Origin of the sequence: Streptomyces sp. NPDC005262 (assembly GCF_042872425.1) — a bacterium.
Taxonomy (GTDB): Bacteria; Actinomycetota; Actinomycetes; order Streptomycetales; family Streptomycetaceae; genus Streptomyces.
Genome location: NZ_JBIAKK010000001.1, coordinates 1,005,738 through 1,031,355, shown reverse-complemented (window position 1 = coordinate 1,031,355; position 25,618 = coordinate 1,005,738). Strand labels below are relative to the sequence as shown.

24 protein-coding genes are annotated in these 25,618 nt (G+C 71.0%); 8 read left to right on the top strand and 16 right to left on the bottom strand.

The annotated features are described in order from the left end of the window. Positions 1 to 10 precede the first annotated feature (10 nt). The 3 genes from ACFYP5_RS04630 to ACFYP5_RS04620 all read right to left on the bottom strand — a co-directional run bounded on the left by ACFYP5_RS04630 (position 11) and on the right by ACFYP5_RS04620 (position 4,178). A complete protein-coding gene (locus tag ACFYP5_RS04630) occupies positions 11 to 2,239 on the bottom strand; it encodes an acetate--CoA ligase family protein (protein WP_389030397.1) in 2,229 nt (742 codons plus the stop codon). A 148-nt stretch (positions 2,240 to 2,387) separates the two neighbouring features. Then, the gene (locus ACFYP5_RS04625) at positions 2,388 to 2,846 is read right to left on the bottom strand and encodes a carboxymuconolactone decarboxylase family protein (protein ID WP_389030394.1); all 459 of its coding nucleotides are present in this window, start codon (positions 2,844 to 2,846) and stop codon (positions 2,388 to 2,390) included. A 114-nt stretch (positions 2,847 to 2,960) separates the two neighbouring features. After that, positions 2,961 to 4,178, bottom strand: a complete 1,218-nt coding sequence (locus ACFYP5_RS04620) for a flavin-containing monooxygenase (protein ID WP_389030392.1) — start codon at positions 4,176 to 4,178, stop codon at positions 2,961 to 2,963. A gap of 172 nt (positions 4,179 to 4,350) precedes the next feature. On the opposite strand from ACFYP5_RS04620, the gene ACFYP5_RS04615 reads away from it, so the two are divergent. Next, positions 4,351 to 4,803 (top strand): DoxX family protein, encoded by a 453-nt coding sequence (locus ACFYP5_RS04615; protein ID WP_389030389.1) that lies wholly within the window; start codon positions 4,351 to 4,353, stop codon positions 4,801 to 4,803. Next, complete coding sequence (locus tag ACFYP5_RS04610) at positions 4,800 to 5,210, top strand: Zn-ribbon domain-containing OB-fold protein (protein WP_389030386.1); 411 nt, start codon at positions 4,800 to 4,802, stop codon at positions 5,208 to 5,210. Before ACFYP5_RS04615 ends, ACFYP5_RS04610 begins: the two co-directional genes overlap by 4 nt. Before the next feature lie 34 nt (positions 5,211 to 5,244). Here the strand turns inward: ACFYP5_RS04610 and ACFYP5_RS04605 are convergent, their stop codons facing one another. The 6 genes from ACFYP5_RS04605 to ACFYP5_RS04580 form a co-directional block, all read right to left on the bottom strand. Beyond that, complete coding sequence (locus tag ACFYP5_RS04605) at positions 5,245 to 5,847, bottom strand: DUF1707 domain-containing protein (protein ID WP_389030383.1); 603 nt, start codon at positions 5,845 to 5,847, stop codon at positions 5,245 to 5,247. A gap of 34 nt (positions 5,848 to 5,881) precedes the next feature. Then, positions 5,882 to 6,466, bottom strand: a complete 585-nt coding sequence (locus ACFYP5_RS04600; RefSeq protein WP_389030380.1) for a hypothetical protein — start codon at positions 6,464 to 6,466, stop codon at positions 5,882 to 5,884. Positions 6,467 to 6,484: 18 nt separating this feature from the next. Further along, a complete protein-coding gene (htpX, locus tag ACFYP5_RS04595) occupies positions 6,485 to 7,393 on the bottom strand; it encodes a zinc metalloprotease HtpX (RefSeq protein WP_389030377.1) in 909 nt (302 codons plus the stop codon). A gap of 110 nt (positions 7,394 to 7,503) precedes the next feature. Then, positions 7,504 to 8,190 carry a pyridoxal 5'-phosphate synthase gene (locus ACFYP5_RS04590; protein WP_389030374.1) on the bottom strand — a complete coding sequence of 229 codons (687 nt, stop codon included), beginning with the start codon at positions 8,188 to 8,190 and terminating at the stop codon, positions 7,504 to 7,506. 260 nt (positions 8,191 to 8,450) lie between these two features. Beyond that, positions 8,451 to 8,810, bottom strand: coding sequence for a DUF805 domain-containing protein (locus tag ACFYP5_RS04585; RefSeq protein WP_389030372.1), 360 nt, complete (start codon positions 8,808 to 8,810; stop codon positions 8,451 to 8,453). A gap of 138 nt (positions 8,811 to 8,948) precedes the next feature. Continuing rightward, a complete protein-coding gene (locus tag ACFYP5_RS04580) occupies positions 8,949 to 10,130 on the bottom strand; it encodes an acetyl-CoA acetyltransferase (protein ID WP_389030369.1) in 1,182 nt (393 codons plus the stop codon). Between the two features lie 140 nt (positions 10,131 to 10,270). Here ACFYP5_RS04580 and ACFYP5_RS04575 point away from each other — a divergent pair, with 140 nt between their 5' ends. Together ACFYP5_RS04575 and ACFYP5_RS04570 are read left to right on the top strand one after the other, a co-directional pair. Further along, positions 10,271 to 11,515, top strand: a complete 1,245-nt coding sequence (locus ACFYP5_RS04575; protein WP_389030366.1) for an acyl-CoA dehydrogenase family protein — start codon at positions 10,271 to 10,273, stop codon at positions 11,513 to 11,515. Beyond that, positions 11,515 to 12,006 carry a nitroreductase family deazaflavin-dependent oxidoreductase gene (locus ACFYP5_RS04570; RefSeq protein WP_389030363.1) on the top strand — a complete coding sequence of 164 codons (492 nt, stop codon included), beginning with the start codon at positions 11,515 to 11,517 and terminating at the stop codon, positions 12,004 to 12,006. The genes ACFYP5_RS04575 and ACFYP5_RS04570 overlap by 1 nt, the downstream gene beginning before the upstream one ends. 110 nt (positions 12,007 to 12,116) lie before the next feature. Here the strand turns inward: ACFYP5_RS04570 and ACFYP5_RS04565 are convergent, their stop codons facing one another. After that, positions 12,117 to 12,764, bottom strand: a complete 648-nt coding sequence (locus tag ACFYP5_RS04565) for a TetR family transcriptional regulator (RefSeq protein WP_030975659.1) — start codon at positions 12,762 to 12,764, stop codon at positions 12,117 to 12,119. Positions 12,765 to 13,060: 296 nt separating this feature from the next. Here ACFYP5_RS04565 and ACFYP5_RS04560 point away from each other — a divergent pair, with 296 nt between their 5' ends. Beyond that, entirely contained in the window at positions 13,061 to 14,032 is a 972-nt protein-coding gene (locus ACFYP5_RS04560) for a VOC family protein (RefSeq protein ID WP_389030360.1), read from the top strand. Positions 14,033 to 14,203: 171 nt separating this feature from the next. Further along, positions 14,204 to 16,606: a PQQ-binding-like beta-propeller repeat protein gene (locus ACFYP5_RS04555; protein ID WP_389030357.1), complete on the top strand. Its 2,403-nt coding sequence runs from the start codon at positions 14,204 to 14,206 to the stop codon at positions 16,604 to 16,606. A 69-nt stretch (positions 16,607 to 16,675) separates the two neighbouring features. Here ACFYP5_RS04555 and ACFYP5_RS04550 read toward each other — a convergent pair whose 3' ends face one another. Beyond that, entirely contained in the window at positions 16,676 to 17,326 is a 651-nt protein-coding gene (locus ACFYP5_RS04550; protein WP_389030355.1) for a hypothetical protein, read from the bottom strand. A 193-nt stretch (positions 17,327 to 17,519) separates the two neighbouring features. Between ACFYP5_RS04550 and ACFYP5_RS04545 the strand changes: the two genes are divergently transcribed. Continuing rightward, positions 17,520 to 18,083, top strand: coding sequence for a hypothetical protein (locus ACFYP5_RS04545; RefSeq protein WP_389030352.1), 564 nt, complete (start codon positions 17,520 to 17,522; stop codon positions 18,081 to 18,083). Positions 18,084 to 18,134: 51 nt separating this feature from the next. Here ACFYP5_RS04545 and ACFYP5_RS04540 read toward each other — a convergent pair whose 3' ends face one another. Genes ACFYP5_RS04540 through ACFYP5_RS04530 form a run of 3 tightly spaced genes read right to left on the bottom strand, consistent with a single transcriptional unit; the run spans position 18,135 to position 20,535 of the window. Beyond that, on the bottom strand, positions 18,135 to 18,914 hold the full coding sequence (locus ACFYP5_RS04540) for an enoyl-CoA hydratase/isomerase family protein (protein ID WP_389030349.1): 780 nt from the start codon (positions 18,912 to 18,914) through the stop codon (positions 18,135 to 18,137). A 30-nt stretch (positions 18,915 to 18,944) separates the two neighbouring features. After that, positions 18,945 to 19,385, bottom strand: coding sequence for a Zn-ribbon domain-containing OB-fold protein (locus ACFYP5_RS04535; protein WP_389030346.1), 441 nt, complete (start codon positions 19,383 to 19,385; stop codon positions 18,945 to 18,947). A 1-nt stretch (position 19,386) separates the two neighbouring features. Beyond that, positions 19,387 to 20,535, bottom strand: coding sequence for a lipid-transfer protein (locus ACFYP5_RS04530; protein ID WP_389030343.1), 1,149 nt, complete (start codon positions 20,533 to 20,535; stop codon positions 19,387 to 19,389). 97 nt (positions 20,536 to 20,632) lie between these two features. Between ACFYP5_RS04530 and ACFYP5_RS04525 the strand changes: the two genes are divergently transcribed. Continuing rightward, positions 20,633 to 22,189: a FadD3 family acyl-CoA ligase gene (locus ACFYP5_RS04525; protein ID WP_389030340.1), complete on the top strand. Its 1,557-nt coding sequence runs from the start codon at positions 20,633 to 20,635 to the stop codon at positions 22,187 to 22,189. Between the two features lie 97 nt (positions 22,190 to 22,286). Here the strand turns inward: ACFYP5_RS04525 and ACFYP5_RS04520 are convergent, their stop codons facing one another. Both ACFYP5_RS04520 and ACFYP5_RS04515 read right to left on the bottom strand, forming a co-directional pair. Then, the gene (locus ACFYP5_RS04520; RefSeq protein ID WP_389030337.1) at positions 22,287 to 22,451 is read right to left on the bottom strand and encodes a hypothetical protein; all 165 of its coding nucleotides are present in this window, start codon (positions 22,449 to 22,451) and stop codon (positions 22,287 to 22,289) included. 204 nt (positions 22,452 to 22,655) lie between these two features. After that, entirely contained in the window at positions 22,656 to 25,613 is a 2,958-nt protein-coding gene (locus tag ACFYP5_RS04515; protein WP_389030334.1) for a BTAD domain-containing putative transcriptional regulator, read from the bottom strand. Positions 25,614 to 25,618 lie beyond the last annotated feature (5 nt).

Below are 25,618 nucleotides of genomic sequence, written 5' to 3'. Positions count from 1 at the left end.
GCGTGGGTGGTCAGCGGCAGACGGCGAGGGCGTCCAGGGCCACGGCGCCCTGCCCGCGCCCCAGCACCATCAGTGGGTTGATGTCCAGCTCGGCGAGGTCGTCGCCCAGTTCCAGTGCCATCCGCTGGACGCGCAGCACGACCTCGACGAGCGCGTCGACATCCACCGGCGGCCCGCCCCGTACGCCTTCCAGCAGGGCCCGGCCGCGCAGTTCGCCGAGCATCGCCCGCGCCTGGTCCTCGCCGAACGGCGGCACCCGCACCGCCGCATCGTGCAGTACCTCCACGAGGACGCCGCCGAGCCCGACCGTCACCGTCGGCCCGAACAGGGCGTCGTGGGTGACGCCGATCATCATTTCGACGCCCCGCTCGATCATCTGGCAGACCAGGACGCCGTCCAGCTCGATGCCCTCGTAGCGGGCGATGTCGGTCAGTTCGCGGTACGCGTCGCGGACCTGACTGGCGGAGGTGAGTCCGACCTTCACCAGGCCGAGCTCCGTCTTGTGGGCCAGCCGCGCGCCGGACGCCTTCATGACGACCGGGTAGCCGACCGGACCCGCAGCCCGGACGGCCGCCGCCGCACTGGTGACCAGCTGTTCACGGGGGACGCGGATGCCGTAGGCCCGCAGGAGCTGCTTCGCCGCGTGCTCGCTCAGCTGGTGGCCCGGACGCATCAGGGCCTGTGCCTTGCGGAACGAGGGCGACGGCGTGCGCGGCGCCTCGTCGAAGGGTGAGCGGTACGAGGTGGCGAACCGGTGATGGTCCAGATAGGCCTTCACCGCGGTGATGCAGTTGCCGAACGTGCGGAAGGTGGCGACGCGCGACGAGCCGAGAAGCGTCGTACGGTACGCGTCCTCCGTACCGACCGGCGATCCCCACACCACGCACACCAGCTTGTCCGTGGTCTCCGCCGCGTCCACCAGGTCCTGCGCGAGCCTGTCGCTCATCGGGGGGAACGGGCCGGTGATCGGGCAGATCAGCACGCCGACGTCCGGGTCGGCGAGGATCGCGTCGATGATCTTCCGGCCGCGCCAGTCGCCTACCGGATGCCCGCCGTTGTCGACCGGGTTCGCCACGCTCAGATAGCCGGGAATCCACTCGTGCAGCTCGCGCTGCTTCTCCTCGGACAAGGTGGGGAGCTCAAGCCCCGCGCCCGTTGCGAGGTCCGAGAAGTGCGCGCCCGTGCCGCCCGAGATCGAATACACGACGACGCCGTCGGCCTGCGGTTTCCGCGCCCGGGCCAACAGGGCCGCGGTGTCCTGGAGTTCGTCCAGGCCGTCCACCCGGATCACGCCGAACTGCCGCATCGCCGCGTCCACCACCTGGTCGGCGCCGGTCAGCTTGCCGGTATGGGACGCGGCCGTCCTGGCCCCCGTCTCCGTACGCCCCACCTTGACCGCCACGACCGGGACCCCGGCCCGTGCCGCCCGGTCGGCGGCGAGCAGAAAGGAACGCCCGTCCTTGAGCCCTTCCACGTAGCAGGCGATGGACCCGACCTCGGGGCGCTGCGAGAAGTACGAGATGAAGTCGGCCGTCTCCAGGTCCGCCTCGTTGCCCGTGGGTGCCCAGTGCGACAGCCGTACGCCCAGCTCCTGGAGGGTGTAGACGGGGCGGCCCTGGTGGCCGGACTGGGTGATCAGGGCGATCGCCGGCCCGTCGAGGTCGTCCCGGAACGCCTCGAACGCGTTGAGGTTGGTGTTCGGCCCGAGCAGCCGCACCCCCGACCGCTCCACCGCGGCCGCCAGCCGTGCCTGGGCGGCGGCGCCCTCTTCGCCGGTCTCGGCGAACCCGGAGGCGAAGGCGACCGCGAACTTCACCTTGGCCTGCCCGAGTTCCTCGATCACCGGGAGCGGGTCGCCGACCAGCAGCACCGCCAGATCGACCTGCTCCGGCAGGTCCGCGACGGAAGGAGCGCAGGGGCGGCCGAAGACGGACTCCCGGGTGGGATGGACAGGGTGCAGGCGTGCCCCGACGCGCTCGGCCCAGGCGACGAGCTGCCGGGTGATGCCGGTACGGGGCCGGCCCTCGGTGTCGGACGCCCCGATGACGGCGACGGACTCGGGCCGGAAGAACCGGTCCAGGTCGGGCACGGTCGCGTGCAGCGGGCGGCCGCTGACGTCGAGATCGCCTTCCGCGGCGGCGGCCGTCATGCTGTGGACGGCGGCGTGCGGCTCCTCGCCGCAGGCCACCACCCGGGCGCGGAAGTGTGTGGTGAGGGTGCCGTGAGTCGATCCAAGCATCGTTCCGCCCACTCCTGCTAGAGGTCCGGCCGGGCGTCGGGGCGCCCGTGTCCAATTAGCTGACGCCATGTCAGGTTACTGAACTGACGCCCCGTCAGGAATGGGTAGGAGGGCAAAGGCTCGACGGTTGCCCTTCTTCGTGCACCGGCTACCAGGTCGGCGGGCCCGCCGGCTGCCTGGTCGTGACGTTGACGCGGTTGAACAGGTTGGTGATGCCGATCATCAGAGTCAGCGCCGCCAGCCCCTGCTCGTCGTAGTGATCGGCCGCCGCGTCCCAGATCCCGTCCGGCACCGCGTCGCCCCGGTCGCTCAGCCGCGTCGCCGCTTCGGCGAGCGCCAGCGCCGCACGCTCCTCGTCGGAGAAGTACGGCGCCTCGCGCCAGGCCGCCACGGTGAACAGCTGCTCGTCGGCCACGCCCGCCTTCCTCGCGCTGCGGACCCCGTAGTCGACGCAGTAACTGCAGCCGTTGATCTGGCTGGCCCGCAGGTGGACGAGTTCCAGTGTCGAGTCCGGCACACCGCGATTGCGGGTGGCCTTCAGGAGTTCCTGGATGGCGGGCATGGCCTCGGGGATGAGGGCGGCCGGGTTCTTCATCCGTGCTTCCATGATGCTGCTCCTCCGGATCTTCGGGGCCTGTGGTGACACCCGTTCGTTTTCGTCCTTCGGAGCGATGACGGAGCGCGACGCAAAGATGTGACGGAGGGCCGGGAACAATCCGGTTCAGGGGCGGGGGCGGCCGGAGTCCTTCGCCAGTTTCCTGGCGATCTTCCGTGCGTCCAGGGCCATTTCGCGGAACATGCCGCTGATCGGATTGGTGAACCCCGTGAAGTAGAGCCCGGGCGCGTGCTTCGGCGTGCGGCCGCCGTGCACCACCGGCCGGCCGCGTGCGTCCAGCACGTCGAGGTGTCCGACCAGCGGTTCCAGGGCCCGCCGGTAGCCGGTCGCCGCGATCACCGCGTCCGGGGTGATCCGGGTCCCGTCGGCCAGCACGACCGCGTCCTCGTCGAACGAGTCCACCGTCGCCACCGGCACCACGCGGCCGCGCCGCACCGCGTCGATCAGCCCCACGTCCTGGACCGGGATGGCGCCGTCCTTGACCCGTGAGTAGAGCCCCGTGTCCGGGCGCGGCAGGCCCTGTGCGGCCAGGTCGGGCACGGCGGCCCTGGCCATCAGCCGGCCGGCCCGGTCGACCAGCCGCACCGGCAGTCTGCGGACCAGGATGCCGGTCGCCTGTGCGGGCCATCCCGCCGTCGAGCGGCGCACGATGTGCGGAACGGTGCGTACCGCGATCCGTACCCGGGAAGCACCGCCCTCCACCAGGTCCACGGCGATCTCCGCGCCGGTGTTGCCGATCCCGACGACGAGGACGTCCTTGCCCGCGTACGGGGCGGGGTTGCGGTAGTCGCGTGCGTGCACCAGCTCGCCGGCGAAGGAGTCGCGGCCGGCCCAGTCCGGGATCCGCGGGGTGTGGTTGAAGCCGGTGGCCACGACGACGGCCCGCCCGGTCAGCACCCGGCCGCCGGTCGCGGTCAGCTGCCACCCGGTGCCGTCGGCCTCCCGGTCGATACGGGTCACCTCGACGCCCGTCACCACCTCCAGCTCGTGGTGTTCGACGTACTTCTCCAGATAGCGCACCACGTGGTCGCGGGACACCCAGCGACCGAACCGGCGGGGCATCGCGAGCCCCGGCAGCGCGGACCAGCGCCGGGTGGTGTGCAGGTGCAGCCGGTCGTAATGGCCGCGCCAGGACGCGCCGACGCTGCCGGACTTCTCCAGCACGACGGCCCGTACCCCTTGCTCGCGCAGGGCTGCCGCGGCGGCGAGACCGCCGGGGCCGCCGCCGACGACGTAGACGGGCCGGTGTTCCGTGATGTCGGTTGGCGCGGGGGCGGGCGCGGGCATGGGACTACTGCCGGAGGTGGAGGTGCTGTTGGGCATGGATCGGAGCGTAATCGCCCGATTACTTGATGGGTCTCGGTCAAGACCGGAATCGATTGCGAATTGATCACGAGTGTGTGAGTCCGACCCGCGTTCTGCGCACCTCTTGCGCAGCGCTGCCGGATCAGGTGAACTGACGTACCGTCAGATTCGGTGAGTGGGAGGGGCCCCGATGCAGACGATCTGGCTCGGCGGAGCCGAGTGGCTCGCCGTCCTCCGGATAGGGCTCGGCCTGTGGTGGCTGGAGAGCTGGCGGCACAAGGACAAGAAGGGCTGGTTCGAGCGCGGTACGGGCATCGCCTGGGCGGCGGACGTCGCGGGCAAGCACCGATGGGCGGCGGTACGGACCGGCTTCCAGCGGGTCGTCGCACCCCGCCCCAAGCTCATGGCCCACCTCGTCGTCCACGCCGAACTCGCCCTGGGTCTCGGCTTGGTCAGCGGTTTCCTGACACCTGTCGCGCTCCTCGGCGGGCTGGTCCTCAACCTCCTCTACCTGGTGCTGATGATCCACGACTGGGCCGAGCAGGGGCAGAACACGATGATGGCGCTGATCTCCCTCGTCGCACTCTTCGCCATGTCCTGGCAGGTCTGGTCCCTCGACCACGCGATCGGCCTTTTCGGATGACCAAGGCCGCCCCCCGCTTCGACCTGCCCGAACCGGACGACTTCACCCGGCCCTACTGGGACGCGGCCGCCGAGGGACAGCTGCTGTTGCGCCGCTGCCACGCCTGCGGCAAGGTCCACCACTACCCCCGTGAGTTCTGCCCGCGCTGCTGGAGCGAGAACGTCACCTGGGAGCGGGCGAGCGGCCGCGCCACGCTCTACACCTGGTCCGTCGTCCATCGGAACGACCTGCCGCCGTTCGGCGCCCGCGTCCCGTACACGGCGGCCGTCGTCGACCTCGCCGAGGGGCCGCGCATGATGACGGAGATCGTCGACTGCGCGGAGTCCGACCTCGCCATCGGCATGGAACTACGTGTCACCTTCCGGCGCGAGGAGGGCGCCGAGGCGGTCCCGGTCTTCCGGCCGTGAGACGGCGCGGGCTCCGCTGCTCACCCGGCACGACTCAGAACGACCTGCTGCGCCGCTGCGCGCGCCGCAGCTTCCACCGCTCCCAGACGTTGGGGTGGCGGATGACCACACCGCCCATGCCGGCCGTGCCGGTGACGCGGATCAGCGGGGTGCCCGGGAGCCTTTCGTCCCTGGTCCGGTCCTTGAAGCCGCCCAGGCCGGGATCGACCTCGTCGGTCTCCGTGGTCCAGCCTGTGGGGATGATGATCCTGACCCCGCCCATCTGCCCGTTGACCTCCAGCTCGATCTCGCGCAGCCGGCAGTCGGTCAGGGTGAAGTCGAGCTTGGCGCCGCCCATGCCGCCGTCCACATCGATGTGCGCGGGCACCTTCCAGCGCCCGGTGCGCACCGCGCCGTGGATGCCGCCCTTGAGGACCAGCGGCTTCCCCGCGTCCTGCGGCGCGGGCCCCAGATCGGCGGTGAGGGGTGCCAGCTCGGCGTAGGTCTTGGCGACCAGCGCCTGGCCCAGCCGGGTGTCCAGCTCGTCGAGGTCGATACGGCCCTCGGCCGCGGCCTCCCTCAACTGGTCCACCACCGCCTCACGGTCGGCGTCGGAAGCACGCAGCCGACTGACGGAGTTCGGGCGCTCAGCAGTCATGAACCTGATGATACGGAACGGCCCGGCGCCTGGCTCACAGTCCGGGCGCCCCCCAGACCGGGAACCACCGGGAGAGATCCTTCTCGACCCGCAGGTCGTCCCCGAGTGTCGCCCTGATCTGCAACTCCAACTGGTTGTCGCGCTTTTCGATCCCGCCCGGCACCGGGGCGAACGGATAGAACGTGCCGCGCTTGTACAGGTAGACCAGCGCCAGAGCTCGCCCCTCGGCATCCCGGAAGCCGATCAGTGAGCAGAGCAACTGGGGGCCGAAGCCGCCGTCCTGGAGCAGGGTGTTGACCGCGTGCAGGTCGTTGACCAGGGCGGCCACATCGTCGGGTGAGCGGCGGGAGAGCAGCCAGGTGTAGCCGTACGTGTCCTGGCTGAACTCCACCGGGATGCCGCCCCGGTCCGTGTCCGCGTCGAGCAGTTCCTGTACGTCCTGCCGGATGCGGGCGAAGGTGCCGCCCTCCACTCCCGCGAAGCAGACCGAGCCGCGACCGGTGGGGGTGAAGCCGGCGCCCGCCTGGAGGGTTAGGGCGGCGGAGGGTACGGCGAAGAGCTGGTCGAGGTCGGGGCGGACCGGTTTGCTGCGGCCGAGGATGGTGTCGAGAAGACCCACTGCGGACTCCCTGGTTCCTTACGGGCGGGCGAGTTCGGCGGAGATGCGGGCCAGCTGGTCGAGGCGCTGTTCGAGTGTCGGGTGGGAGGAGAGCAGCCGGCTGAGGCTCTCCTTCGAGGAGAACGCGGGGACGAAGTAGAAGGCGTTGTACGGCTCCGCCTTCCGCAGGTCCTCCGTCGGGATCCTGGCCATCTGACCGCTGACCTTGGTGAGCGCCGAGGCGAGCGCGGAGGGGCGGCCGGTGAGGAGGGCGGCGGCGCGGTCGGCGGAGAGTTCGCGGTAGCGCGAGAGCAGCCGGGTGAGCAGGAAGCTCAGGCAGTACACGACGGCGCTGATCAGCGGGATCAGCATGATCGCGATGCCGACGGGGTCGCTGCTGCGGTTGCGGGAGAAGCCGCCCCAGAGGGCGACGCGGGTGACGATGCCGGCCAGGACGCCGAGGAACGAGGCGATCGTCATGACGGCGACGTCCCGGTGGGCGACGTGCGACATCTCGTGCGCGAGGACGCCTTCCAGCTCCTCGGGTTCGAGTCTGCGCAGGAGCCCGGTGGTGGCGCAGACGAGTGCGGTCTTCTCGCCGCGGCCGGTGGCGAAGGCGTTCGGTACGTCCGTCCGCGCGATGGCCACCCGGGGTTTCGGCATGTCCGCCAGGGCACAGATCCGGTCGATGGTGCCGTGCAGCTCGGGTGCTTCCTCCGGGGTGACCTCGCGGGCACCCATGCTGAATGCGGCGATGCGGTCGCTGAACCAGAACTGGGCGATGAACAGACCGCCGGTGAAGATCAGGATGATCGGCCAGGCACCCCGCAGCACCGCGAGGAGCACGCCCACCAGGATCACGTACAGCAGTCCGATCAGGAACATGGTGGTGACCATGCGCGTGGTCAGACCGTGGTCGGGGGCGTAGCGGGAACGGGTCCGTGTCATGGAATGCCTCCAGCGACTCACCTGTCTCCCATAGTGCCCCTTTTCCGTTGGAACCCGATAAACGCAATGGAACCGGATGGAACGAGTGAGCGGGGCGGGCCGGGGGTCGGTCACGGCCAGAGCAGCTCGTGCTCCCACACCCCGCCGGTCCGGCGGTAGCGCAGCCGGATGTGGCGCCGCCTCGCGTCACCCTGGAAGAACTCGACCTCGCGCGGCTCGACCACGTACCGCGTCCAGCTCGCCACGTCCGCCGCCGGTTCCGCCTGTGCCCGCTCCCAGGCTGCGTCCGACGCGCGGTGCAGCTCCTCGTACGAGCCGAGCACCTCGCTCTGCCGTCCCACCAGCGCCGATGCCAGCGCCCCGGTCGAGCGGACATGCAGGTCGGCCCGGCTCTCGGCGGGGGTGCAGGCGGTGACCGGACCTCGTACCCGCACCTGCCGTCCCTGGGCGGGCCAGTAGAAGCCGAGCGCCGCGTGCGGGTGCGCGGCGATCTGGCGGCCTTTCGCGCTGGTGGCGTGCGTGGCGAAGTGCCAGCCACGGTCGTCAGCGTCGTGCAGCATCAGCGTCCGCAGGTCCGGGTGGCCCTCGGCGTCGACGGTGGCCAGCGTCATGGTGTGCGGCTCGGCCTGTCCGGCGGCCACCGCCTCGGCGAACCAGGCGTGGAAGAGAGGGAGCGGGGTGCGGGGCGCGGCGGCGGGATCGAACGAGGGCAGCTCGACGTCCCATACGCGCTGGGCGTGCAGGAGGTCCCGGAAGGCCTGCTGGGCGGAGTGCGGATCAGGCGTCACATCGGTCATGCGGCCCCATCATGCCCGCCGGGCGAGGGGCCGCCGGGGAGGTCCGCGGTGGTGCGAGGCGGACGAGTTCTTCGGTGTCGAGGGCCGGGTGGGGACGACGGTCCCGGGGAACGTGGCTGTGGCCGGACGCCCACAGGGCGTCGGCCGGCAGTGGGTTGCCGGGCGACGCCCTGTGTGGTGTGCGCTCAGAGCGGTGAGCGCACGGTCATGCGGTCATGCGTGCGGTCGGACGGCCGGACGGCGGGCCGACGGCGGGGCCACTAGGCCGCGGCGTAGCCGGACTTCGGGTCCGGGCCGTACGCGTTCTGGCTGCGCTCGCCCTCGAGGCACGAGAAGACGAGCAGAGTGATCCCGCCCACCGCCGGGATGATCCCGAACAGAATCCACCAGCCGGAGCGGCCGGTGTCGTGCAGGCGGCGTACGAAGACACCGAGGCTGGGCAGCAGGATGGCGACGAAGTAGATGCCGGTGATGACCGGCGACGTGCCGAGCACCGCGTCGAGCACAGCCGCGATGATGAAAGCGATGTAATTGAAGAGCGTGAACATCCAGTACTCCTGGCGGCGCGCACGGCCGCTGAACACCGCGTACTTCTTCAGGACATCGAGATACCAGTGCATGTTGTCCCCCCAAGGACGATGGTGGCTCGTCCTCGCTGGACCGAGCCTGGACGCCAGAACCTAGAGGTTTGAGGTGCCCGGGTCAAAAAGTTATAGAGAGAGCGCTTTCAGGCAGTGCCTGCCTGGGATTCGGGCTTCTCAGCCCCGTCCCAGCACAACCGTGCCCGAGGAACAGAACCAGCCACCCGTTCCCGAGGCCACGGCCAGCTCTGGAAAGCTGCCGTCCGCCCTTCTGACCTGCCGTTTCCCCGCCTCACCACGGAGCTGGCGGACGGATTCCACCAGGAGGAAGAGCCCGCGCATCCCAGGATGACAGGCCGAAAGGCCACCCCCGTCGGTGTTCACCGGAAGTTCGCCGGACCGACCGATCCGTCCCTTCTCGACGAACGCGCCGCCCTCGCCCTTCGCGCAGAACCCCAGATCCTCCAGCGTCACCAGCGTCATGTAGGTGAAGGCGTCATAGATCTCGGCCAGATCGATGTCGGCGGGCCGTACCCCGGCACGCTCGAAAGCCAGCCGGCCCGAGACCGCGGCGGGGGAGACCGTGAAGTCGTCCCATTCGGACATCGTGGAGTGCGAGACGTACTCGCCTGTGCCGAGGATCCACACCGGGTCCTTCGCCGTGTCCGGCACGTACTCCTCGGCCGCCAGCAGTACCGCGCACCCGCCGTCGCTGCGGATGCAGCAGTGCAGCTTGGTGAACGGATCCGCGATCATCGGGCCCGACAGGACGTCGTCCACCGTGATCGGGTCCCGGAACATCGCTTCAGGGTTGGCCACCGCGTTCGCGCGCGCCTGGACGGCGACCTCGGCGAGCTGCTCCAGTGTCGTCCCGTACTCGTGCATATGGCGGCGGGCGGCCATCGCGTACTTGGCGATCAGCGAGTGCCCGTACGGCACTTCGAACTGGAGCGGGCCGCGCGAGCCGAACGGGAGATTCGACGTGCGGCGCCCGGCCCGGATGTCTGCGCGCGCGGTGGACCCGTACACCAGCAGTACGGCGTCGGCACGGCAGGCCGCGATGGCGTCGGCGGCATGGGCGGCCATCACCTCCCAGGTCGCACCGCCGACCGCGGTGGAGTCCACCCACGTGGGCTTGAGGCCCAGATACTCCGCGATTTCGACCGGGGCGAGCGTGCCGAGTCCGGCGGAGGCGAAGCCGTCGACGACCGAGCGGTCCAGACCCGAATCGGCGAGCGCCCGGCGGGCGGCCTGGGCGTGCAGGGCGTACGGAGTGGGGCCGTCGACGCGTCCGCAGTCCGCGAGGGATATGCCGACGACAGCGACCTTGCGCGGGCGGGAGGAGGGTGAGGAAGGCATAAATCTGACGGTACATCAGATAGGGCGAAGTGGGGGGTGGGTGAGCACGTGCGCGGCTCTGGGTTTCTCGCAACATCACGCCTAGCATGACGCTCCGTCAGATCAGAGGCCTACGGCCCCTGAGGGGAAGGAGCCCGACAATGGACGCCGCCTTCACCGCGGAGCAGGACGAGATCCGCCGCACCCTGCGCGAACTGCTGGTCAAACGCTGCGGACCCGGCGAAGTCAGGAGCGCCGTGCGGACCGCGCACGGCTACGACGAAGCCCTGTGGCGGCAACTCGCCCAGGACCTCGGGCTGCCGGGGCTCGCGCTCGCGCAGGAATACGGAGGAGTCGGCTGCGGGCCCGTCGAACTGGCCGTCGCCTGCGAGGAGACCGGCCGCGCCCTGCTGCCCTCCCCGCTGCTCGCCACCGCCGCGCTCGCCGCGCCTCTGATCGCCGCACTCGGCACCGGGGCCCAGCGCGCGGCCCTGCTGCCGCGCATCGCCGCGGGTGAACTGACCGCGACCCTCGCCGTCCCCGGAGGCTCTCCGGCCACGGCCCTGGGTCTCACCGGCGACACCACCGGCGGGGCCTGGGCAGGCGGCGGCCGGGCCGGTGGCGTACAGGCCCGGCCCGGTCCGGAGGGGTGGCGGCTGTACGGGGAGGCCGCGCGGGTCCTCGACGGGCACAGCGCCGGACTGCTGCTGGTCGCGGCCCACGCGGGCGGCTTCCCGCGCAGCCGTACGCTCCTCTTCCTCATCCGCGCGGACACGGCGACCGGGCTCGCCCGCACCCGGCAGACCTCGCTGGACGAGACCCGGCCGCTGGCTCGCATCGAACTGCGCGACACCGCCGCGGAACTGCTCGGCGCGGACGACACCGTCGATGTGGCCGGCCCGGCGGGTGCCCTGGCCGCCGTCGGGCGCACCGCCGCAGCCGTACTGGCGACGGAGTCGGTCGGAGCCGCGGCGAGCGCACTCGACCGGACCGTCGAATACGTCAAGGCGCGCGAGCAGTTCGGCCGTGCCATCGGCTCCTTCCAGGCCGTGAAGCACCGGCTGGCCGATCTGTACGTGCGGGTGCAGGCAGCCAGGTCCGCGGCGTACTACGCGGCCTGGGACCCGGCGGCCGGAGGGCTCGCCCTGGCCCAGGCGCTGGAAACCCTGCGGATCACCACCGCCGAGGCCGTCCAGCTGCACGGCGGGATCGGCTTCACCTGGGAACACGAGGCGCATCTCTACTTCAAGCGGGCCGCCGCCGACGAACTGCTCTTCGGCCCGGTCCACCGGCTGCGCGACCACGCGGCCGAGCAGGCCGGGCTCTTCACGCAGGACGCACAGGGACAGGGGCGCGGGCAGGCGCGGGGGCCCGGGTACGGGCCGCGCATGGAGGTGGCGGTCTGATGGCACCCGGAGTCCGGCTGATCCAGAAGGTGTCCTCGACCCGCACCTTCGCGAGGATCGCCCCGCACGTCATACCGGCCATGGACCGCACCGTCCACCGGCTCACCCGCGGCAAGGTACTGCTCAGCGCGCAGATGCTGCCGGGGCTGATCCTGACGGTGCGCGGCGCGAAGAGCGGGCAGCTGCGGGCCACCCCACTGGCCTGCATGCCCACCCCGGAGCACGGTGACGGGACGTGGGTCCTCATCGGCAGCAACTTCGGCCGTACGGGTCATCCTGCCTGGACCGCGAACCTGTTGGCCCATCCGGACGACGCCGTCATCAACTGGAAGGGCCACGACATCGCGGTACGCGCCCGGCTGCTGGAGGGCGCGGAACGGGAGGAGGTGTGGCAGGCGGCGCTGATGTTCTGGCCGCCGTACGCCACGTACCAGGCGCGGGTGGAGCGGGAGATCCGGCTCTTCCGGCTGGAGCGGCGCGCGACTTCGTAAGGCATGGTGATACGCCGACGGCGGACCACATTGCGTGGTCCGCCGTCGGCGCGACAGGACGTGGGCAGCCCGGATGGCCGTGCGGTGCCCGGAGCGGAAGGGGGGCGGCGCTACTTCGTCGGCTTCTTACCGGTGATGCCCAGGTGCACCAACAGCGCCAGGTTCGGCTTGAGTTCGGCCTGCTTGACACCCCAGGTCTGGAAGCCCTTCTGGTGCGAGGCGACCGCGGCCAGCATCGCGACCAGCGAGCCCGCCATCGCCGCGGGGCTGATGTCCTTGTCGACCTTGCCCTTGGCCTGGAGATCCTTCACCGAATCCGTAAGGGAGTTGGTGACCGAGTTCAGGATCTTCATGCGGATCTTGTAGAACCGCTTGTCGCCCTCGGCCGCGCCGAGGTCGACCACGCGCAGGATCGCGTCGTGACGCCGCCAGAAGTCGAGGAATCCCTCGACGAGTTCTTCGGCGGTCTGCCAGCCGGACTTGCCGACCCAGGAGCGGCCCGCGACGAGTTCCGTCAACCCGGCGCCCTCCTTGGCCATTTCATCCGCGATCTCGAGGACGGCGCCTTCGACGTCAGGGAAGTATTGGTAGAAGGTCGCGGGTGAAGTCCCTGCCTTCCGGGCGACGTCGATGACTTTGACGTCCCGGTACGGCGAGGAGCTGAGCATCTCGCTGAGGCAGTCGAGCAGCTTCTGCCGCGTCGCCTGTCCGCGTCGACCGGCCACGCGGCCGTCGACGGTGCGCACTTGTCCTGTCATGCCGTCAGCTTACCGAGGGGTGATCGGAGCGCGATTCGGCCGACTGCAAATGGGGAGGTCCGCAGGTGCGGTGGGGTGATGCGGGGGAAGTGGCCGGATTTCGGCGGGTGCGATCCACAGCTTGAATTGTGTTATCAACAGCCTGTGGACAACTTCCGTGGATAACTTTCCGTCACGCGATGGGCAAGGAACTCCGATATCGAGACCGTGTTCGATGGTTCGTCGCGGCGCGGCGCCGACGGTGCGCGGCTACTTTGGGTGTGACGAGCGTCACTACTGTGGAAGGATCCGGGCCCATGGCCGCATTCGCGCACTCCGCGCCGTGCTGGGTGGATGTGCAGCTCCCCGACCTCGAAGCGGGCAAGCGCTTCTACGGTGAGCTCTTCGGATGGACCTTCCGGACCGGCGAAGAGGTGGACAGGGGCGGCCCCTGCGTCGATGCCCTCAGCGGCGGCAAGCTGGTTGCCGCACTGGCCGCCAAGCGGGACGGCCGGATGCCGACCGCCTGGGGCATCTACTTCGCCACCGACGACATCACCGCGACCGTCACCAGGATCCGGAAGGCGGGCGGACAGGTGATCACCGAGCCCGTCAGGGTGGGCGGCGCCGGGGTGCTCGCGCAGGCCGCCGACCCCGGAGGCGCGGTCTTCGGACTCTGGCAGGCGGGCGACCGCAGCGGGTTCCAGAAGCAGAACGAGCCGGGATCCTTCTGCTGGACCGAGGTGTACACCCGGCAGAAGGACCGCGTGGACGCCTTCTACGAGCAGGTCTTCGGGTTCCGTGGAACGGATCTCGGCGCGCCCGGCACGGGTGAGCCGGGCCGTGGCGAGTCCGGCACGGGGGAGCCCGGAACCGGCGGGTCGGGCACGACCGGGCCCGCGACCGCCGAGCCCGCGACCGGTGAGTCCGGCGCGGGTGAGTCGCGGCGGACCCCCGGGCCCGAGGCCCCCGGGTCCGGCGTCGGCGAATCGGGCGCAGACGTGTCCGGTGTCGACTTCCGGATGTGGTCCCCGGCAGGCACCGAACCGGGCCCCGACACCGCGATCGGCGGGCGCAGCGTCATCACCGACGCGTTCCCGGCCGAGATGCCCAGCTATTTCCTCAATTACTTCGCCGTCGCGGACTGCGACGCCACGGCCGAGACCGGCGCCCACCTCGGCGGCCGGGTCTCCGTGCCGCCCTTCGACATCCCGTACGGGAGGATGGCGGTCCTGCACGACAATCAGGGTGCCGAGTTCGCCGTACTTCAGCCCCCGGTGTCCCGATAGAGGGCAGAGTGGCATGTGACACCCCGATCCGCCCCCGGGTTCGCAACCATCGCTTCAGCCAGGAACAATCGGGGTGCGCACCGCCGGGTGGTGCCCAGTGGTGAGACCCTGCACGGGGCGGTTTTTCGCGGGCCTCTGTTGCTGAGGTCCGTACGGGGAGGTGGCAGGTAAGTGGTGGAGCAGCTGACGCAGCACGACCCGAGGCGGATCGGCCCGTTCGAGGTACTGGGACGGCTCGGGGCCGGCGGCATGGGGCTGGTCTATCTCGCCCGCTCGGCTTCGGGCCGACGGGTGGCGATCAAGACCGTACGTACAGAACTTGCCGAGGATCAGCTGTTCCGGGTCCGCTTCACGCGTGAGGTGGAGGCCGCGCGCGCGGTCAGCGGGTTCTACACGGCCGCCGTGGTGGACGCCGATCCGCGCGCCGCTGTGCCGTGGCTGGCCACCGCGTACGTGCCCGCTCCCTCGCTCGAGGAAATAGTGAATGAGTGCGGTCCGATGCCGACCCAGGCGGTGCGCTGGCTGGCCGCCGGGATCGCCGAGGCCCTGCAGTCCATCCATGGCGCGGGCCTCGTCCACCGTGACCTCAAGCCGTCGAACGTGCTGGTGGTCGAGGACGGCCCGCGGGTGATCGACTTCGGGATCGCGTCCGGTGTCTCCAACACCCGGCTGACGATGACCAACGTGGCGGTCGGCACCCCCGCCTACATGTCGCCCGAGCAGGCGCGGGACTCGCGCAGTGTGACGGGTGCCAGCGATGTGTTCTCGCTCGGCTCGACGCTGGTGTTCGCCGCCACCGGCCATGCGCCGTTCCACGGTGCCAACCCGGTCGAGACGGTCTTCATGCTGCTGCGCGAGGGCCCCGATGTGGAGGGCCTTCCCGACGATCTGCGGCCCTTGATCGAGTCCTGTATGCAGATGGACGCGGCGCTGCGGCCCAGCCCCGCCGATCTGCAGGCCCAGCTGGCCCCGCACCTCTTCGCCTCCGGCAGCGACGACAGCGGTACTGCGTCGGCCTGGCTGCCGACTTCGGCCACGGCAATGATCGAGCAGCGGCGCGGGGGAGGCCGTACGGCGGCCTCCGCACCCGCGCCGGCACCTGCTCCGCCGCCCCCGCCGCCCCATCGCCCGCCGGGCAGGGACTGGGAGCCGGCGTGGCGCAGTGGCGCCGACCTGAGATCCCCGTCCCCCGCACCCTCCCTCTCCCGGTCGCCCGTTCAGGCTCCGGACGGGGGTGGTCCGGTGCGGCTGAGCGGTGCGAAGGTGCCGATCGGGCCCGGGCCGCGCGCAGGGGACGTACGTGCCATGGCCGGCGTCGAGGCCGGTCCCGCGACCGGCTGGGTGCGGCCGCCCGCCGGGCTGAACGGCACGGCCCCGGCCGCCGCCCCGCCCGTGCCCGCGCCGGCGCACGCCCCCGAAGCGGCACCCGCCGGGCCGGACCGCTGGAGACCCTGGCGGTTCCGGATGTCGAACGACGTGTGGGGCACGCCGGTTGTCGCCGGGGACCTGCTGTACGTGACGTCCTTCGAGGTGCACGCGCTGGACGTCGGCAACGGCCGGCGCCAGTTCAAGACCCGCGACGTGGCCTGGTCGATGGCGCTCGACGGCGATCGCATCCACGGCTCCGACGGCCCTTCGCTGTACGCCCTGGACGCGCTGACCGGCGCCGAGCGGTGGCGGCTGCAGACGGACGCCTGGGTGTACTCCCTCAAGGCCGACCGGGGCACGGTAGTCACCGGCACGCGTGGCGGCGGCGTCCAGGCGTGGGAGGCGTCCACCGGCGAGAAGCTGTGGGAGACGAGCGGCGTACAGACCGACTTCGAGACGGCGGAGGCCGGGCCCGCGATCCACGAAGGCACCGTGTACCTGTGGCAGGACGCCCGGCTGCGCGCCGTCGACGCCCGCACGGGCATCGAGCGCTGGTCGTACCCGATCGGCGACGCGGCCTCCTGCGGCGGGGTGCCCGTCCGGGTGACCCCGGCGCCGGACGGTCATGTGTACATCGCCGCCGGCACCCGGGTCCTCGCCGTCGACATCGCGGCGGGCCGGGTGCGCTGGCACTTCGAGTCGCCCGCGGTCTTCCTCTCGCCGCCGGCCTTCGCGCCGGGGCCCGCGGTCACGGGCGGCGGGGTGTACCTGGCCGACTACCTCGGCACGGTGTACGCGCTGGACGCGTCGACCGGCAAGGACCGCTGGCGCATCGCGACGGAGGCCCGACAGTCGATCGAACCGGTGCTGGTGGCAGCGGGCAACGTGCACGTCGGCAGCGGCAACGCGCTCTACACGCTGGACGCGGTGACGGGCACCCCGAAGTGGCGCTTCGCCGCGGGCGGCGAGGTGGTCGGCGCACCGGTCGTGGCCGACGGCCGGGTCCACTTCGGCTCCGCCGACCATGTGCTGTACACGTTGGACGCGGCCGGCGGTCAGCTGAGATGGAAGCTGGCGACGGGCGGCGAGATCACGGGTTCACCGGTGGCACAGGGAGGCGTGGTGTACGCGTGCAGCAAGGACCGCTGCGTGTACGCGCTGGACGCGCTGAAGGGAACGGGCACGGGGAACAGGGCGCGGACGTAGGGGCGGCCGCTCAGCGGCTGCGTCCCGCCCGTCCGGCGTTCGAGGACGGAACCCTGCGTCGGGGACGTGTCACGGCTGGGGCGGGCGTCGCCTGTCAGGGGCCTCGTCCTGCACGGGGTACGGCGCCGTGTCCCGGTCCCTCGGGTGCGTGTCAGGACCCGTGTACGGGTCGACCTCCGGCTCCGGCCAGGGACTCGTCTGCACCGACGGCCCCGGCTCCTGCGTCGGCGGCCACGTATCCGGATCCTCCGCCCCGGGCGTCGCGTACGGCTGGTTGCGGTCCCTGCGGCCGAGGCGGCTGCCACCGCCGTGCCGTCCCGACATCAGCAGCGCGCCCAGCAGGAGCAGCACCCCGCCGCCCGCCGCGTACGCCACCCCCAGCTGCAGCCCGGACCCGTCCGACGCCACCGTCAGGCTCCCGCCCACCTGCCCCTGCCGCACCATCCACAGCACGGTGAAGCCGAGCGCGATCACTCCCGCGCAGGCGACCAGCAGCCGTGATCTCAGCACCACGCCCACCACCGCCACGGCGGCCGCGAACAGAAAAGGCAGCCAGATCGAGGCCAGCGGCCCCGGGTGCGCGCCACTGATGCCGTTGAAGAGGTCCGTGACCCGGTAATGACGCCCGAGACGGCCGTCGTACCAGTCACGGAAGGGGCTCAGCACGACGGCCGCCGCTCCTGCGAGAGCGACGATCGAGCCGAGGACGTTGCGGATCATCTCCGGCCTCCTGCGGGTGTGCGGATCGGCGTCGCGGATCTGCACCGCTCTCGGCGTCGACGCTACGCCCGGCCGTTGGCCCTCGCCACCAGGGACGGACCGGCCTGGCACCTCTTCCTGCACAGGCCATGCGTTACGGTGTCGCGCGGTCTATGGACAGCGACATGACAACAAATCAAGGGGGGCTGCATCGATGATGCGGCAGCATCTGAAACTTTCGGCGGTCCTGGTCGTGGTGGTGCTCGCACTCACCGGATTCTCGACGTCGAGCCACGGTGGCAAGAGCCGGGGCAGCAGGAGCCACGGTTCGAGCAGCAGCGGAGGCGGCTGCTCCAACTCCAAGAAGAGCAACGGCAGCTACCACCACAACGACTACGACGACGACAGCTACGACGACGACAGCTACGACGACTCGTCGAGCAGCTCGTCCGACAACTCCGGCTACGAGACCGCGACCCCCGACGCCACGGCCACGGACGCGCCCACGGCGACCGTGATCCGCTGCGCCCAGCCCCGCAAGGGCAAGCGGCGGGCTGTGACCTCCTCCACCGTCCGGGTGAGCTCGAGCGAGCTCGGCACGCACACGTACCAGGTCGATGTCACCTTCCTCGACGCGCGCGGCAACACCGTCGACACCGGCGAGGCGAACGTGGAACTGACGGGCATCGACAGCGCGACCGTCTCCGTGCGGATGGACAGCCCGAGCAAGGTGTCCCGGGTGAAGAAGTGCCGGGCGGAGGCCGAACTCAGCTACTGACCGCAGCGGACGGGGGCTCCGGTCACTGCAGCGGGGAGTTCCGGCCTCGCCTCACCGCAGCCGGAACTCCCCGCTGCCCCGTCCCCGCCCCCTGAACAGCTCCCCCTGCCGCTCCGCCGGCAGGTTCCCGAGCGCGATCAGCTGCGGGGCATGGGCCAGCGCCTGTGTCCTCGCGGCCTCCTTCGCGGACCACACCGCCCGTACCGTCCCCTGCACCGCCTCCGTCGGATACGACGCGATCACGCCCGCCGCCCGCACCGCCGCCTCCACCGCGCCGCCGGGCGCCGTCACCTCGCTGACCAGCCCGGTCTCGTAGGCGCGGCGGGCCGTCACCCGTTCGGCCGTACCCATCAGGGACATCCGGGCCACCTCCCCCAACGGCATCCGCTGAGCCATGTGGATCGCCTCGTACGCACTGACCATGCCGTACGTCGTATGGGGATCGAAGAAGGTCGCCTCCTCGGATGCGACGACGAACTCCGACTCGCCCAGCAGATAGAACGCCCCGCCGCACGCCATCCCCTCCACTGCGGCGATCACCGGCTTCCACAGGTCGTTCGCCTTCGGTCCGATCGCGATCAGCGGATCGTCGATCGTGTACGGGGACGAGGGCTGAGGCACCTCCACGTCCCGGTCGAGCCCCGTACAGAAGGCGCGCCCGCCCGCGCCGGTCACGACGACAGCCCGCACCTCGTCATCGAAGCGGAACGCCCGCCAGACACCGGCCAGTTCACCGGCCGTCGCCAGATCGATCGCGTTCAGCTTCTCGGGCCGGTCGAGGGTGACGACGGCGACCCCGGTCTCCTTGTCGGTCTCCGTCCGCAGTGTCATCGTCGTCCCTTCGTCGCAGGCCCTTCGCCGTCACCGCTCCAACTGCCAGCGGACCACGGTCAGCTCCGGACTCACCGGCGCGAAGACCGCCTTCACCGATGCCCCGATCCGCAACCTCTCGGGAGCGACCGAGTTCAGCGGTGCGTCGGGTCCGCTGACCACATTTCCGACCAGCCGGATGTGCGGGGCGTCGGCCAGTTCGACGACGACGGCGTTGTACGGGGCCTGTGCGGCGTACGCGGGCAGCAGCGGTGGATGTGGGACCACGTACGACCAGATGCGCCCGCGTCCGCTCATGGCCCGCCACTCGCTCTCGAACGACCGGCAGTGCGGGCAACAGGGCCGTGGCGGGAAGCGGAGCCTGCCGCAGTCGGGGGCGGCGCACGCCTGGACGCGGAGTTCACCGCGGGCGGCGTACTCCCAGAAGGGCGCGCCGTCCTCGTCGACGACGGGCAGCAGCAGCGATTCCATGTCAGCTCCTCAGCAGTACGGCGGAGGTGGGCACGCCCTCGCCGGCGGTGACCAGGCAGGTGGCGGCGGACGGCACCTGGGCGGTGGAGGTGCCGCGTAGTTGCTTCACGCCCTCGTTGATGAGGTTGAAACCGTGCACGTACCCCTCGCTGAGTCCGCCGCCGCCCGTGTTGATGGGCAGCCGGCCGCCGCTCTCCAGCGCCCCGCCCTCGGTGAACGCGGCGCCCTCGCCGCGACCGCAGAAGCCGTAGCCCTCCAGGGAGAGCGGGATGAGCGGGGTGAACGCGTCGTAGATCTGTGCGACATCGACATCGTCCGGACCGAAGTCGGCCTGCTTCCACAGCTGCCGGGCAGCCGTCCAGGCGGGTCCGGTGAGCGGGTCGTCGTTCCAGTAGTTGACCATCCCGTGGTGCTGGGCGGGCAGGCCCTGGGCGACGGAGTGGATGTAGACGGGCTTGTGCCGGCAGTCGCGGGCCCGCTCGGCGGAGACGATGACGCAGGCCAGCGCCCCGTCCGTCTCCAGACAGTTGTCGAAGAGGCAGAGCGGCTCGCTGATCCAGCGCGAGGTCATATACATGTCGCGGGTCAGCGGGCGTTCGTACATGACCGCGTCGGGGTTCTGGTTGGCGCGGTTGCGGCAGGCGAGCGCGACGTTGAAGAGATGGTCGCGGGTGGCCCCGTACTCGTGCATGTACCGCCGTGCGAGCATCCCGATCTCGTCGGCCGGACGCAGCAGGCCGTACGGGCGGGTCCACTGGGCGGAGGTCGGCAGCTGCACGGTGGTGTTCTTCCAGGGCCGGGGCCCCGAGCCGCGCTTCCGTGACCGCCACGCGACCCCGACGCTCGCCTGCCCGGTGGCGACGGCGGCGGCCAGATGCGCGATCGTCGCGCACGAACCCCCGCCTCCGTAGCCGACCTTGGAGAAGAAGGTGACATCGCCGGCCCCGATCGCCTTGGCGACCTCGACCTCGTCGGTCTCCTCCATCGTGTACGAGGCGAACGCGTCGACCTCCGACGCGGCGATGCCCGCGTCGTCGAGTGCCGCGACGATCGCCCGGCAGGCCAGGGTCTTCTCGGACTCGGGAAGGTGTTTCGCGAAGGCCGTCTGCCCGATCCCGGCTATCGCCGTCACGTCCTTGAGCGTCGCCATCCGCCACCTCCGCGATCGTCATGACTGCTGACAGCCGCAGAGGCTACAGCTAATCTGACGGATAGTCAGCTATTGCGGTTCGGCGGGAGGGCATGCGATGCGCGGCGACGAGGAATGGGGCAGCATCCCGGGGCTGGTACGGACGGCAGCGCGGCGGTACGGGGACCGGGAGGCGGTCGTCGAGGGCCGCACCCGCATCTCGTACGCGGAACTGGGCGACCGCGTCGAGCGAGCCGCCGCCGCGTGCATGGCGTCGGGAGCGGAGCCGGGGGACCGGGTCGCGGTCTGGGCGCCGAACACCCTGGACTGGATCGTCTCGGCGCTCGGGGCGGTCACGGCCGGCGCGGTCCTGGTTCCTCTCAACACGCGCTTCAAGGGCACGGAGGCGGCGTACATCCTGCGACGCAGCCGGGCGAAGCTGCTCTTCGTCACCGGCACGTTCCTCGGCACGTCCTACGTGGCGTCGCTGCGCCGGGCGGACGTGGAACTGCCGCACCTGGAAAGGGTGGTGGTGCTGGCGGACGCGGCCCCCGAGTCCTACGTCACCTGGAAGGACTTCCTGGCGACGGGCGAGCGGATCTCCCCGGCGGAGGTGTGGGCGCGAGCGGACGCGATCGCCCCCTCCTCGCCCTCCGACATCATCTACACCTCCGGCACCACGGGCCGCCCCAAGGGCGCCGTGATCACCCATGCCCAGACCCTGCGCTGCTACGCGATCTGGAGCGAGCTGGCGGGCCTGCGCGCGGGTGACCGCTATCTGATCGTGAACCCGTTCTTCCACACCTTCGGCTACAAGGCGGGCATCATCGCGTGCCTGATGCGGGGCGCGACGATGATCCCGCAGCCGGTGTTCAACGTGGACACGGTCCTCGCGAACATCGCCGCCGAACGCATCTCGGTCCTCCCCGGCCCGCCCACCCTCCACCAGTCCCTGCTGGACCACCCGGCCCGGGCCACGCACGACCTCTCGGCCCTGCGCCTGGTGGTGACCGGCGCGGCGGTCGTCCCGCTCCAGCTGGTGGAACGGCTGCGCACGGAGCTCGGCATCGCGACGGTCCTCACGGCGTACGGGCTCTCCGAGGCGAGCGGCATCGTCACGATGTGCCGCCGCGGCGACCGGCCCGACGTGATCTCCTCGACCTCCGGCCGCGCGATCCCCGGTACGGAGGTCCGCGTCGTGGCGCCTCCCGGTACCCCTGGCGAGGTCCTGGTCCGGGGCTTCAACGTGATGCAGGGCTACTTCGAGGACCCCGACACCACGCACACCGCCATCACCCCGGACGGCTGGCTCCACACGGGAGACGTAGGCATCCTCGACGAGGCGGGCAATCTGCGCATCACGGACCGGATCAAGGACATGTTCATCGTCGGCGGATTCAACGCGTACCCCGCGGAGATCGAACAACTCCTGGGCCTGCACCCGGATGTGGCCGACGTGGCGGTGATCGGCATCCCGGACCCCAGACTGGGCGAGGTCGGCAAGGCATACGCGGTCCGCCGCCCGGGCGCGACGCTCACGGCCGACGACCTGATCGCCTGGTCGAGGCGGGAGATGGCGAACTACAAGGTCCCGAGAGCGGTGGAGTTCGTGGGCGAACTTCCGCGGAACGCGAGCGGCAAGGTGGTGAAGGGAGAGCTGCGGGGGAGGGGGTAGGAGGTGCCTGACCGGTCGCTGACCGTACACAGGCATGCGGCGGCCGCGGCGGCTCCCCCTCCGCGCCGCCGCGGCCGTTCCCCCGTGCAGGTTGGGCTCAGACGGTCGGCTTGAACGGCTCCGACGTGGCGTGCTGGTCCAGAGTGGTCACCTCTTCGCCAGTCGCGTGCTGGTCCTGCGTGGTGACCGGCGTCTCCGGTTCGCCAGTGGCGTGCTGGTCCGCCGGCTTGGTGATCGGGTCCTGCTTCTTGGCATCGGCCATGGTGGTCAACTCCTTCTGAGCGCACGAAGTGCAATGGGTGGGCGAGGCCCGCCCGGCTGTTCCCCCGTGGACTGCCGGACGGGCCTCTGTCGGGCCGCTCACCTTAGTGGTGGGGCCGCTGTCGCCCCGTCTGCCCCCCGACGCGACGGATCGACAGGTATGAGAATGCATGGGGGCGATAAACGAATGATGAACGCGCCGTTCTCAGGCGGCCGCAGCAGGTTCCAGCAGCGACTGAACGGCTTCCGCTTCCGGGGAGCCGAGCTCTTCGTAGATGGTCAGCGCCTCGCGCCAGCAGACCTGGGCGCGTCCGGTCTGTCCGATTCCGGCCAGTGCTCGCCCCAGAACCGTGAGCACGTTCCCACGACGCCACTCGCCGCCGATGCCACGCAGCACGGTGAGGGCCAACTCGGCGAACCGGGCGGCCTGGGCGGGGTGGCCGGCAGCGATGTCGACCTCTGCCAGGCGGAACAGAGTCATGCCTTCCCACAGCCGCTGGCGGCTGTCCCGGAAGACGGCGAGGGCTTCGTTCAGCTCGTCCGTCGCCGCCGAGAACTTTCCGCTCTGGGTGAGGGCGAGTCCCAGGGCATAGCGGCCATTGGCACTGCGTAGCGTGTGGCCCAGGGACTCGTAGATCTCTATGCCGGACTGGGCGAGAGTGATGGCACTCTTCGTGCGCCCGGTAGCCAGATGTATGCGGGACAGATTGCACAGGGCGCTTGCTTCTCCGGGGCGGTTCCTGTCGCCCCGGAACGCTTCGATCGCCTGGGTCAGGAAGGCTTCGCCGTCCGCATGCCGATTTTGGTAGAGAGCGATCATGCCGCGAACATTGGACGCCCAGCAGACCGGCAGCGGATCGTGGACCGTGCCGGCGAGTCGCATCGCTTCCTGGGCCTCACGGTCCGCGTGGTCGAACCGCCCCGCAAGCTGGTGCACGTTGGCCAGGGACATGACGGCTCGCCCCTCAGCCCGGGGATCGCCGCACGCTTGGACTGCTTTACGAATCGTGATCGCAGCTGCTTCGTACTGCTTCGAGTTCGCCCCCGACTCGCCCAGGTCGAGTGCGGCGTAGAGGAGATCGACGGCGCGGCGCTGGGTGCCGGGACCGGACGACTGGCATACGCATGCGAGCAGGTTGCCCGCCTCTGCGTAGAGCCAGTCCAGTGCCGAGTGCCGGTCGGCGAACGACAGGCCCGCGTGCTGCGTCGGCTCCAAGTGAGCCACCAACCGATCCCCCGGCCGCTCCAGCGCATACACCCCCGCCGCTGTCGCCAGGTAGAAGTCCAGCAGGCGCGACAGCGCCAACTCCCGCTCCTCCGGCGGCTGCTCGTCCCGCTCCGCGCATGCACGCGCGTAGAGCCGTACCAGGTCGTGGTACCGGTACCGCCCCGGCGCCGCCGATTCCAGCAGGCTCGTGTCGACCAAGGACTCCAGCAGGTCCTCCGCCGCATGCGCCTCCAGGTTCAGCAGCGCCGCCGCGGCCGCCAGGGAGATGTCCGGGCCGTCCGCCAGGCCCAGCAGCCGGAACGCGCGGGCCTGGGCCGGCTCCAGCTGGCCGTAGCCCAGTTCGAACGTCGCCTTGACCGCCAGGTCGCCCGCCTGGAGTTCGTCCAGGCGGCGGCGTTCGTCGGCGAGCTTCGCCGCCAGGACCGAGACCGTCCACGTGCGGCGGGCGGCCAGGCGGGAGGCGGCGATACGGATGGCGAGGGGGAGGAAGCCGCACGCGGCCACCACGTCCAGCGCCGCCTCGCGCTCCGAGTCGACCCGTTCCTCCCCGACGATCCGGGTGAAGAGCTGGAGCGCCTCCTCGGGGGACATCACATCGAGGTCCACCAGGTGCGCGCCCGCGAGGTCGACCATGCGGACGCGGCTCGTGACCAGGGCCGCGCAGCCCGCCGTGCCGGGGAGCAACGGGCGGATCTGGGCCGCGTCGTGCGCGTTGTCCAGGAGGACCAGGATGCGGCGGCCGTCGAGCGTGGAGCGGTACAGCGCCGCCCGTTCGTCCAGGGAGTCGGGGATCGCCGAGTCCGCGGTGCCGAGCGCCCGCAGGAAGGCGCCCAGGACCGTTTCCGGTTCGGCGGCCCGTGCGCCCGCGCCCTGCAGGTCGACGTACAGCTGGCCGTCCGGGAAGTGCGGGCGGGCCTGATGCGCGACGTGCACGGCCAGCGTCGTCTTGCCGACGCCCCCGATTCCCGCCAGCGCCGACACGGCCATGACCGAACCCTCGGCCGTCGCCAGCCGGTTGCTCAGTTCGCGTACGAAGGAGGCGCGGCCGGTGAAGTCCGGGACCGTGGCAGGGAGCTGGGCCGGACGGACGGCGGCGGGTGCGGGCACAGCCTCGTCGGCCGGGTGGGCCAGTTCCTCGTCGGCCTGCAGGATCCGCTGCTGGAGCTGCGAGAGCTCCGGGCGCGGGTCCACGCCGAGTTCGTCGGCGAGCAGCCGGCGCGTGTCGGCGTACACGGCGAGTGCCTCGGCCTGACGGCCGCTGCGGTACAGGGCGATCATCAGCAGTTCGCGCAGCCGCTCCCGCAGCGGGTGCGCGGCGGTGAGCGCGGTCAGTTCGGAGACGGCCTCCGCGTGGCAGCCGAGGTCGAGGTCGAGGTCGAGCCGGGCCTCGGTGAGCTGGAGCCGCCATTCCTCCAGCCGGGTGCGCTGGTTCTCCGCGTACGGTCCCGGGACGGAGGCCAGCGGTTCGCCGTCCCACAGCGCCAGCGCCTCGTTGATCAGGGCGCGGGCCCGGGACCGGTCGCCGCCGGCCCGTGCCTTCTCGGCGTCAGCGGCCAGTCCCTGGGCCGCCGTGAGGTCGAGCGCGTCCGGCCGGGTCCGTATCGCGTATCCGCCGGCGTTGCTGATCAGCGTGTCCGGGTCGAGGACCTTGCGCAGCCGGGAAGCGTACGTCCGTACGGCGGCGAGCGCCTGGGACGGCGGCTCCTCACCCCAGATGGCGTCGATGAGTTCGGCGGCGGTGGCCGTGCGGCCGTCGCGCAGGAGCAGTGCGATCAGCAACGCGCGCTGCTGCGGTGAGCCGGAGGGCAGCGGTTCGCCGCCCCGCCAGGCGCGTACCGGGCCGAGTACGGCGAAGCGGAGGTCGGTGTCGGCCGTCTGCTGCTGCGGAGCCCGCTGCTCCGGAACACGCACGCGTGGCCCGTTGTCACGGTCCATTGATG

Bases quoted from the DNA above. Each gene is read 5' to 3' on its own strand.
- ACFYP5_RS04535 (WP_389030346.1), bottom strand. From the start codon at position 19,385: ATGGAATCGCTGCTGCTGCCCGTCGTCGACGAGGACGGCGCGCCCTTC.
- ACFYP5_RS04545 (WP_389030352.1), top strand. From the start codon at position 17,520: ATGATGCGGCAGCATCTGAAACTTTCGGCGGTCCTGGTCGTGGTGGTG.
- ACFYP5_RS04540 (WP_389030349.1), bottom strand. From the start codon at position 18,914: ATGACACTGCGGACGGAGACCGACAAGGAGACCGGGGTCGCCGTCGTC.
- ACFYP5_RS04625 (WP_389030394.1), bottom strand. From the start codon at position 2,846: ATGGAAGCACGGATGAAGAACCCGGCCGCCCTCATCCCCGAGGCCATG.
- ACFYP5_RS04630 (WP_389030397.1), bottom strand. From the start codon at position 2,239: ATGCTTGGATCGACTCACGGCACCCTCACCACACACTTCCGCGCCCGG.
- ACFYP5_RS04575 (WP_389030366.1), top strand. From the start codon at position 10,271: ATGGACGCCGCCTTCACCGCGGAGCAGGACGAGATCCGCCGCACCCTG.
- ACFYP5_RS04520 (WP_389030337.1), bottom strand. From the start codon at position 22,451: ATGGCCGATGCCAAGAAGCAGGACCCGATCACCAAGCCGGCGGACCAG.
- ACFYP5_RS04570 (WP_389030363.1), top strand. From the start codon at position 11,515: ATGGCACCCGGAGTCCGGCTGATCCAGAAGGTGTCCTCGACCCGCACC.
- ACFYP5_RS04580 (WP_389030369.1), bottom strand. From the start codon at position 10,130: ATGCCTTCCTCACCCTCCTCCCGCCCGCGCAAGGTCGCTGTCGTCGGC.
- ACFYP5_RS04605 (WP_389030383.1), bottom strand. From the start codon at position 5,847: ATGACTGCTGAGCGCCCGAACTCCGTCAGTCGGCTGCGTGCTTCCGAC.
- ACFYP5_RS04530 (WP_389030343.1), bottom strand. From the start codon at position 20,535: ATGGCGACGCTCAAGGACGTGACGGCGATAGCCGGGATCGGGCAGACG.
- ACFYP5_RS04620 (WP_389030392.1), bottom strand. From the start codon at position 4,178: ATGCCCAACAGCACCTCCACCTCCGGCAGTAGTCCCATGCCCGCGCCC.
- ACFYP5_RS04515 (WP_389030334.1), bottom strand. From the start codon at position 25,613: ATGGACCGTGACAACGGGCCACGCGTGCGTGTTCCGGAGCAGCGGGCT.
- ACFYP5_RS04610 (WP_389030386.1), top strand. From the start codon at position 4,800: ATGACCAAGGCCGCCCCCCGCTTCGACCTGCCCGAACCGGACGACTTC.
- htpX (WP_389030377.1), bottom strand. From the start codon at position 7,393: ATGACACGGACCCGTTCCCGCTACGCCCCCGACCACGGTCTGACCACG.
- ACFYP5_RS04590 (WP_389030374.1), bottom strand. From the start codon at position 8,190: ATGACCGATGTGACGCCTGATCCGCACTCCGCCCAGCAGGCCTTCCGG.
- ACFYP5_RS04565 (WP_030975659.1), bottom strand. From the start codon at position 12,764: ATGACAGGACAAGTGCGCACCGTCGACGGCCGCGTGGCCGGTCGACGC.
- ACFYP5_RS04615 (WP_389030389.1), top strand. From the start codon at position 4,351: ATGCAGACGATCTGGCTCGGCGGAGCCGAGTGGCTCGCCGTCCTCCGG.
- ACFYP5_RS04525 (WP_389030340.1), top strand. From the start codon at position 20,633: ATGCGCGGCGACGAGGAATGGGGCAGCATCCCGGGGCTGGTACGGACG.
- ACFYP5_RS04585 (WP_389030372.1), bottom strand. From the start codon at position 8,810: ATGCACTGGTATCTCGATGTCCTGAAGAAGTACGCGGTGTTCAGCGGC.
- ACFYP5_RS04550 (WP_389030355.1), bottom strand. From the start codon at position 17,326: ATGATCCGCAACGTCCTCGGCTCGATCGTCGCTCTCGCAGGAGCGGCG.
- ACFYP5_RS04560 (WP_389030360.1), top strand. From the start codon at position 13,061: ATGGCCGCATTCGCGCACTCCGCGCCGTGCTGGGTGGATGTGCAGCTC.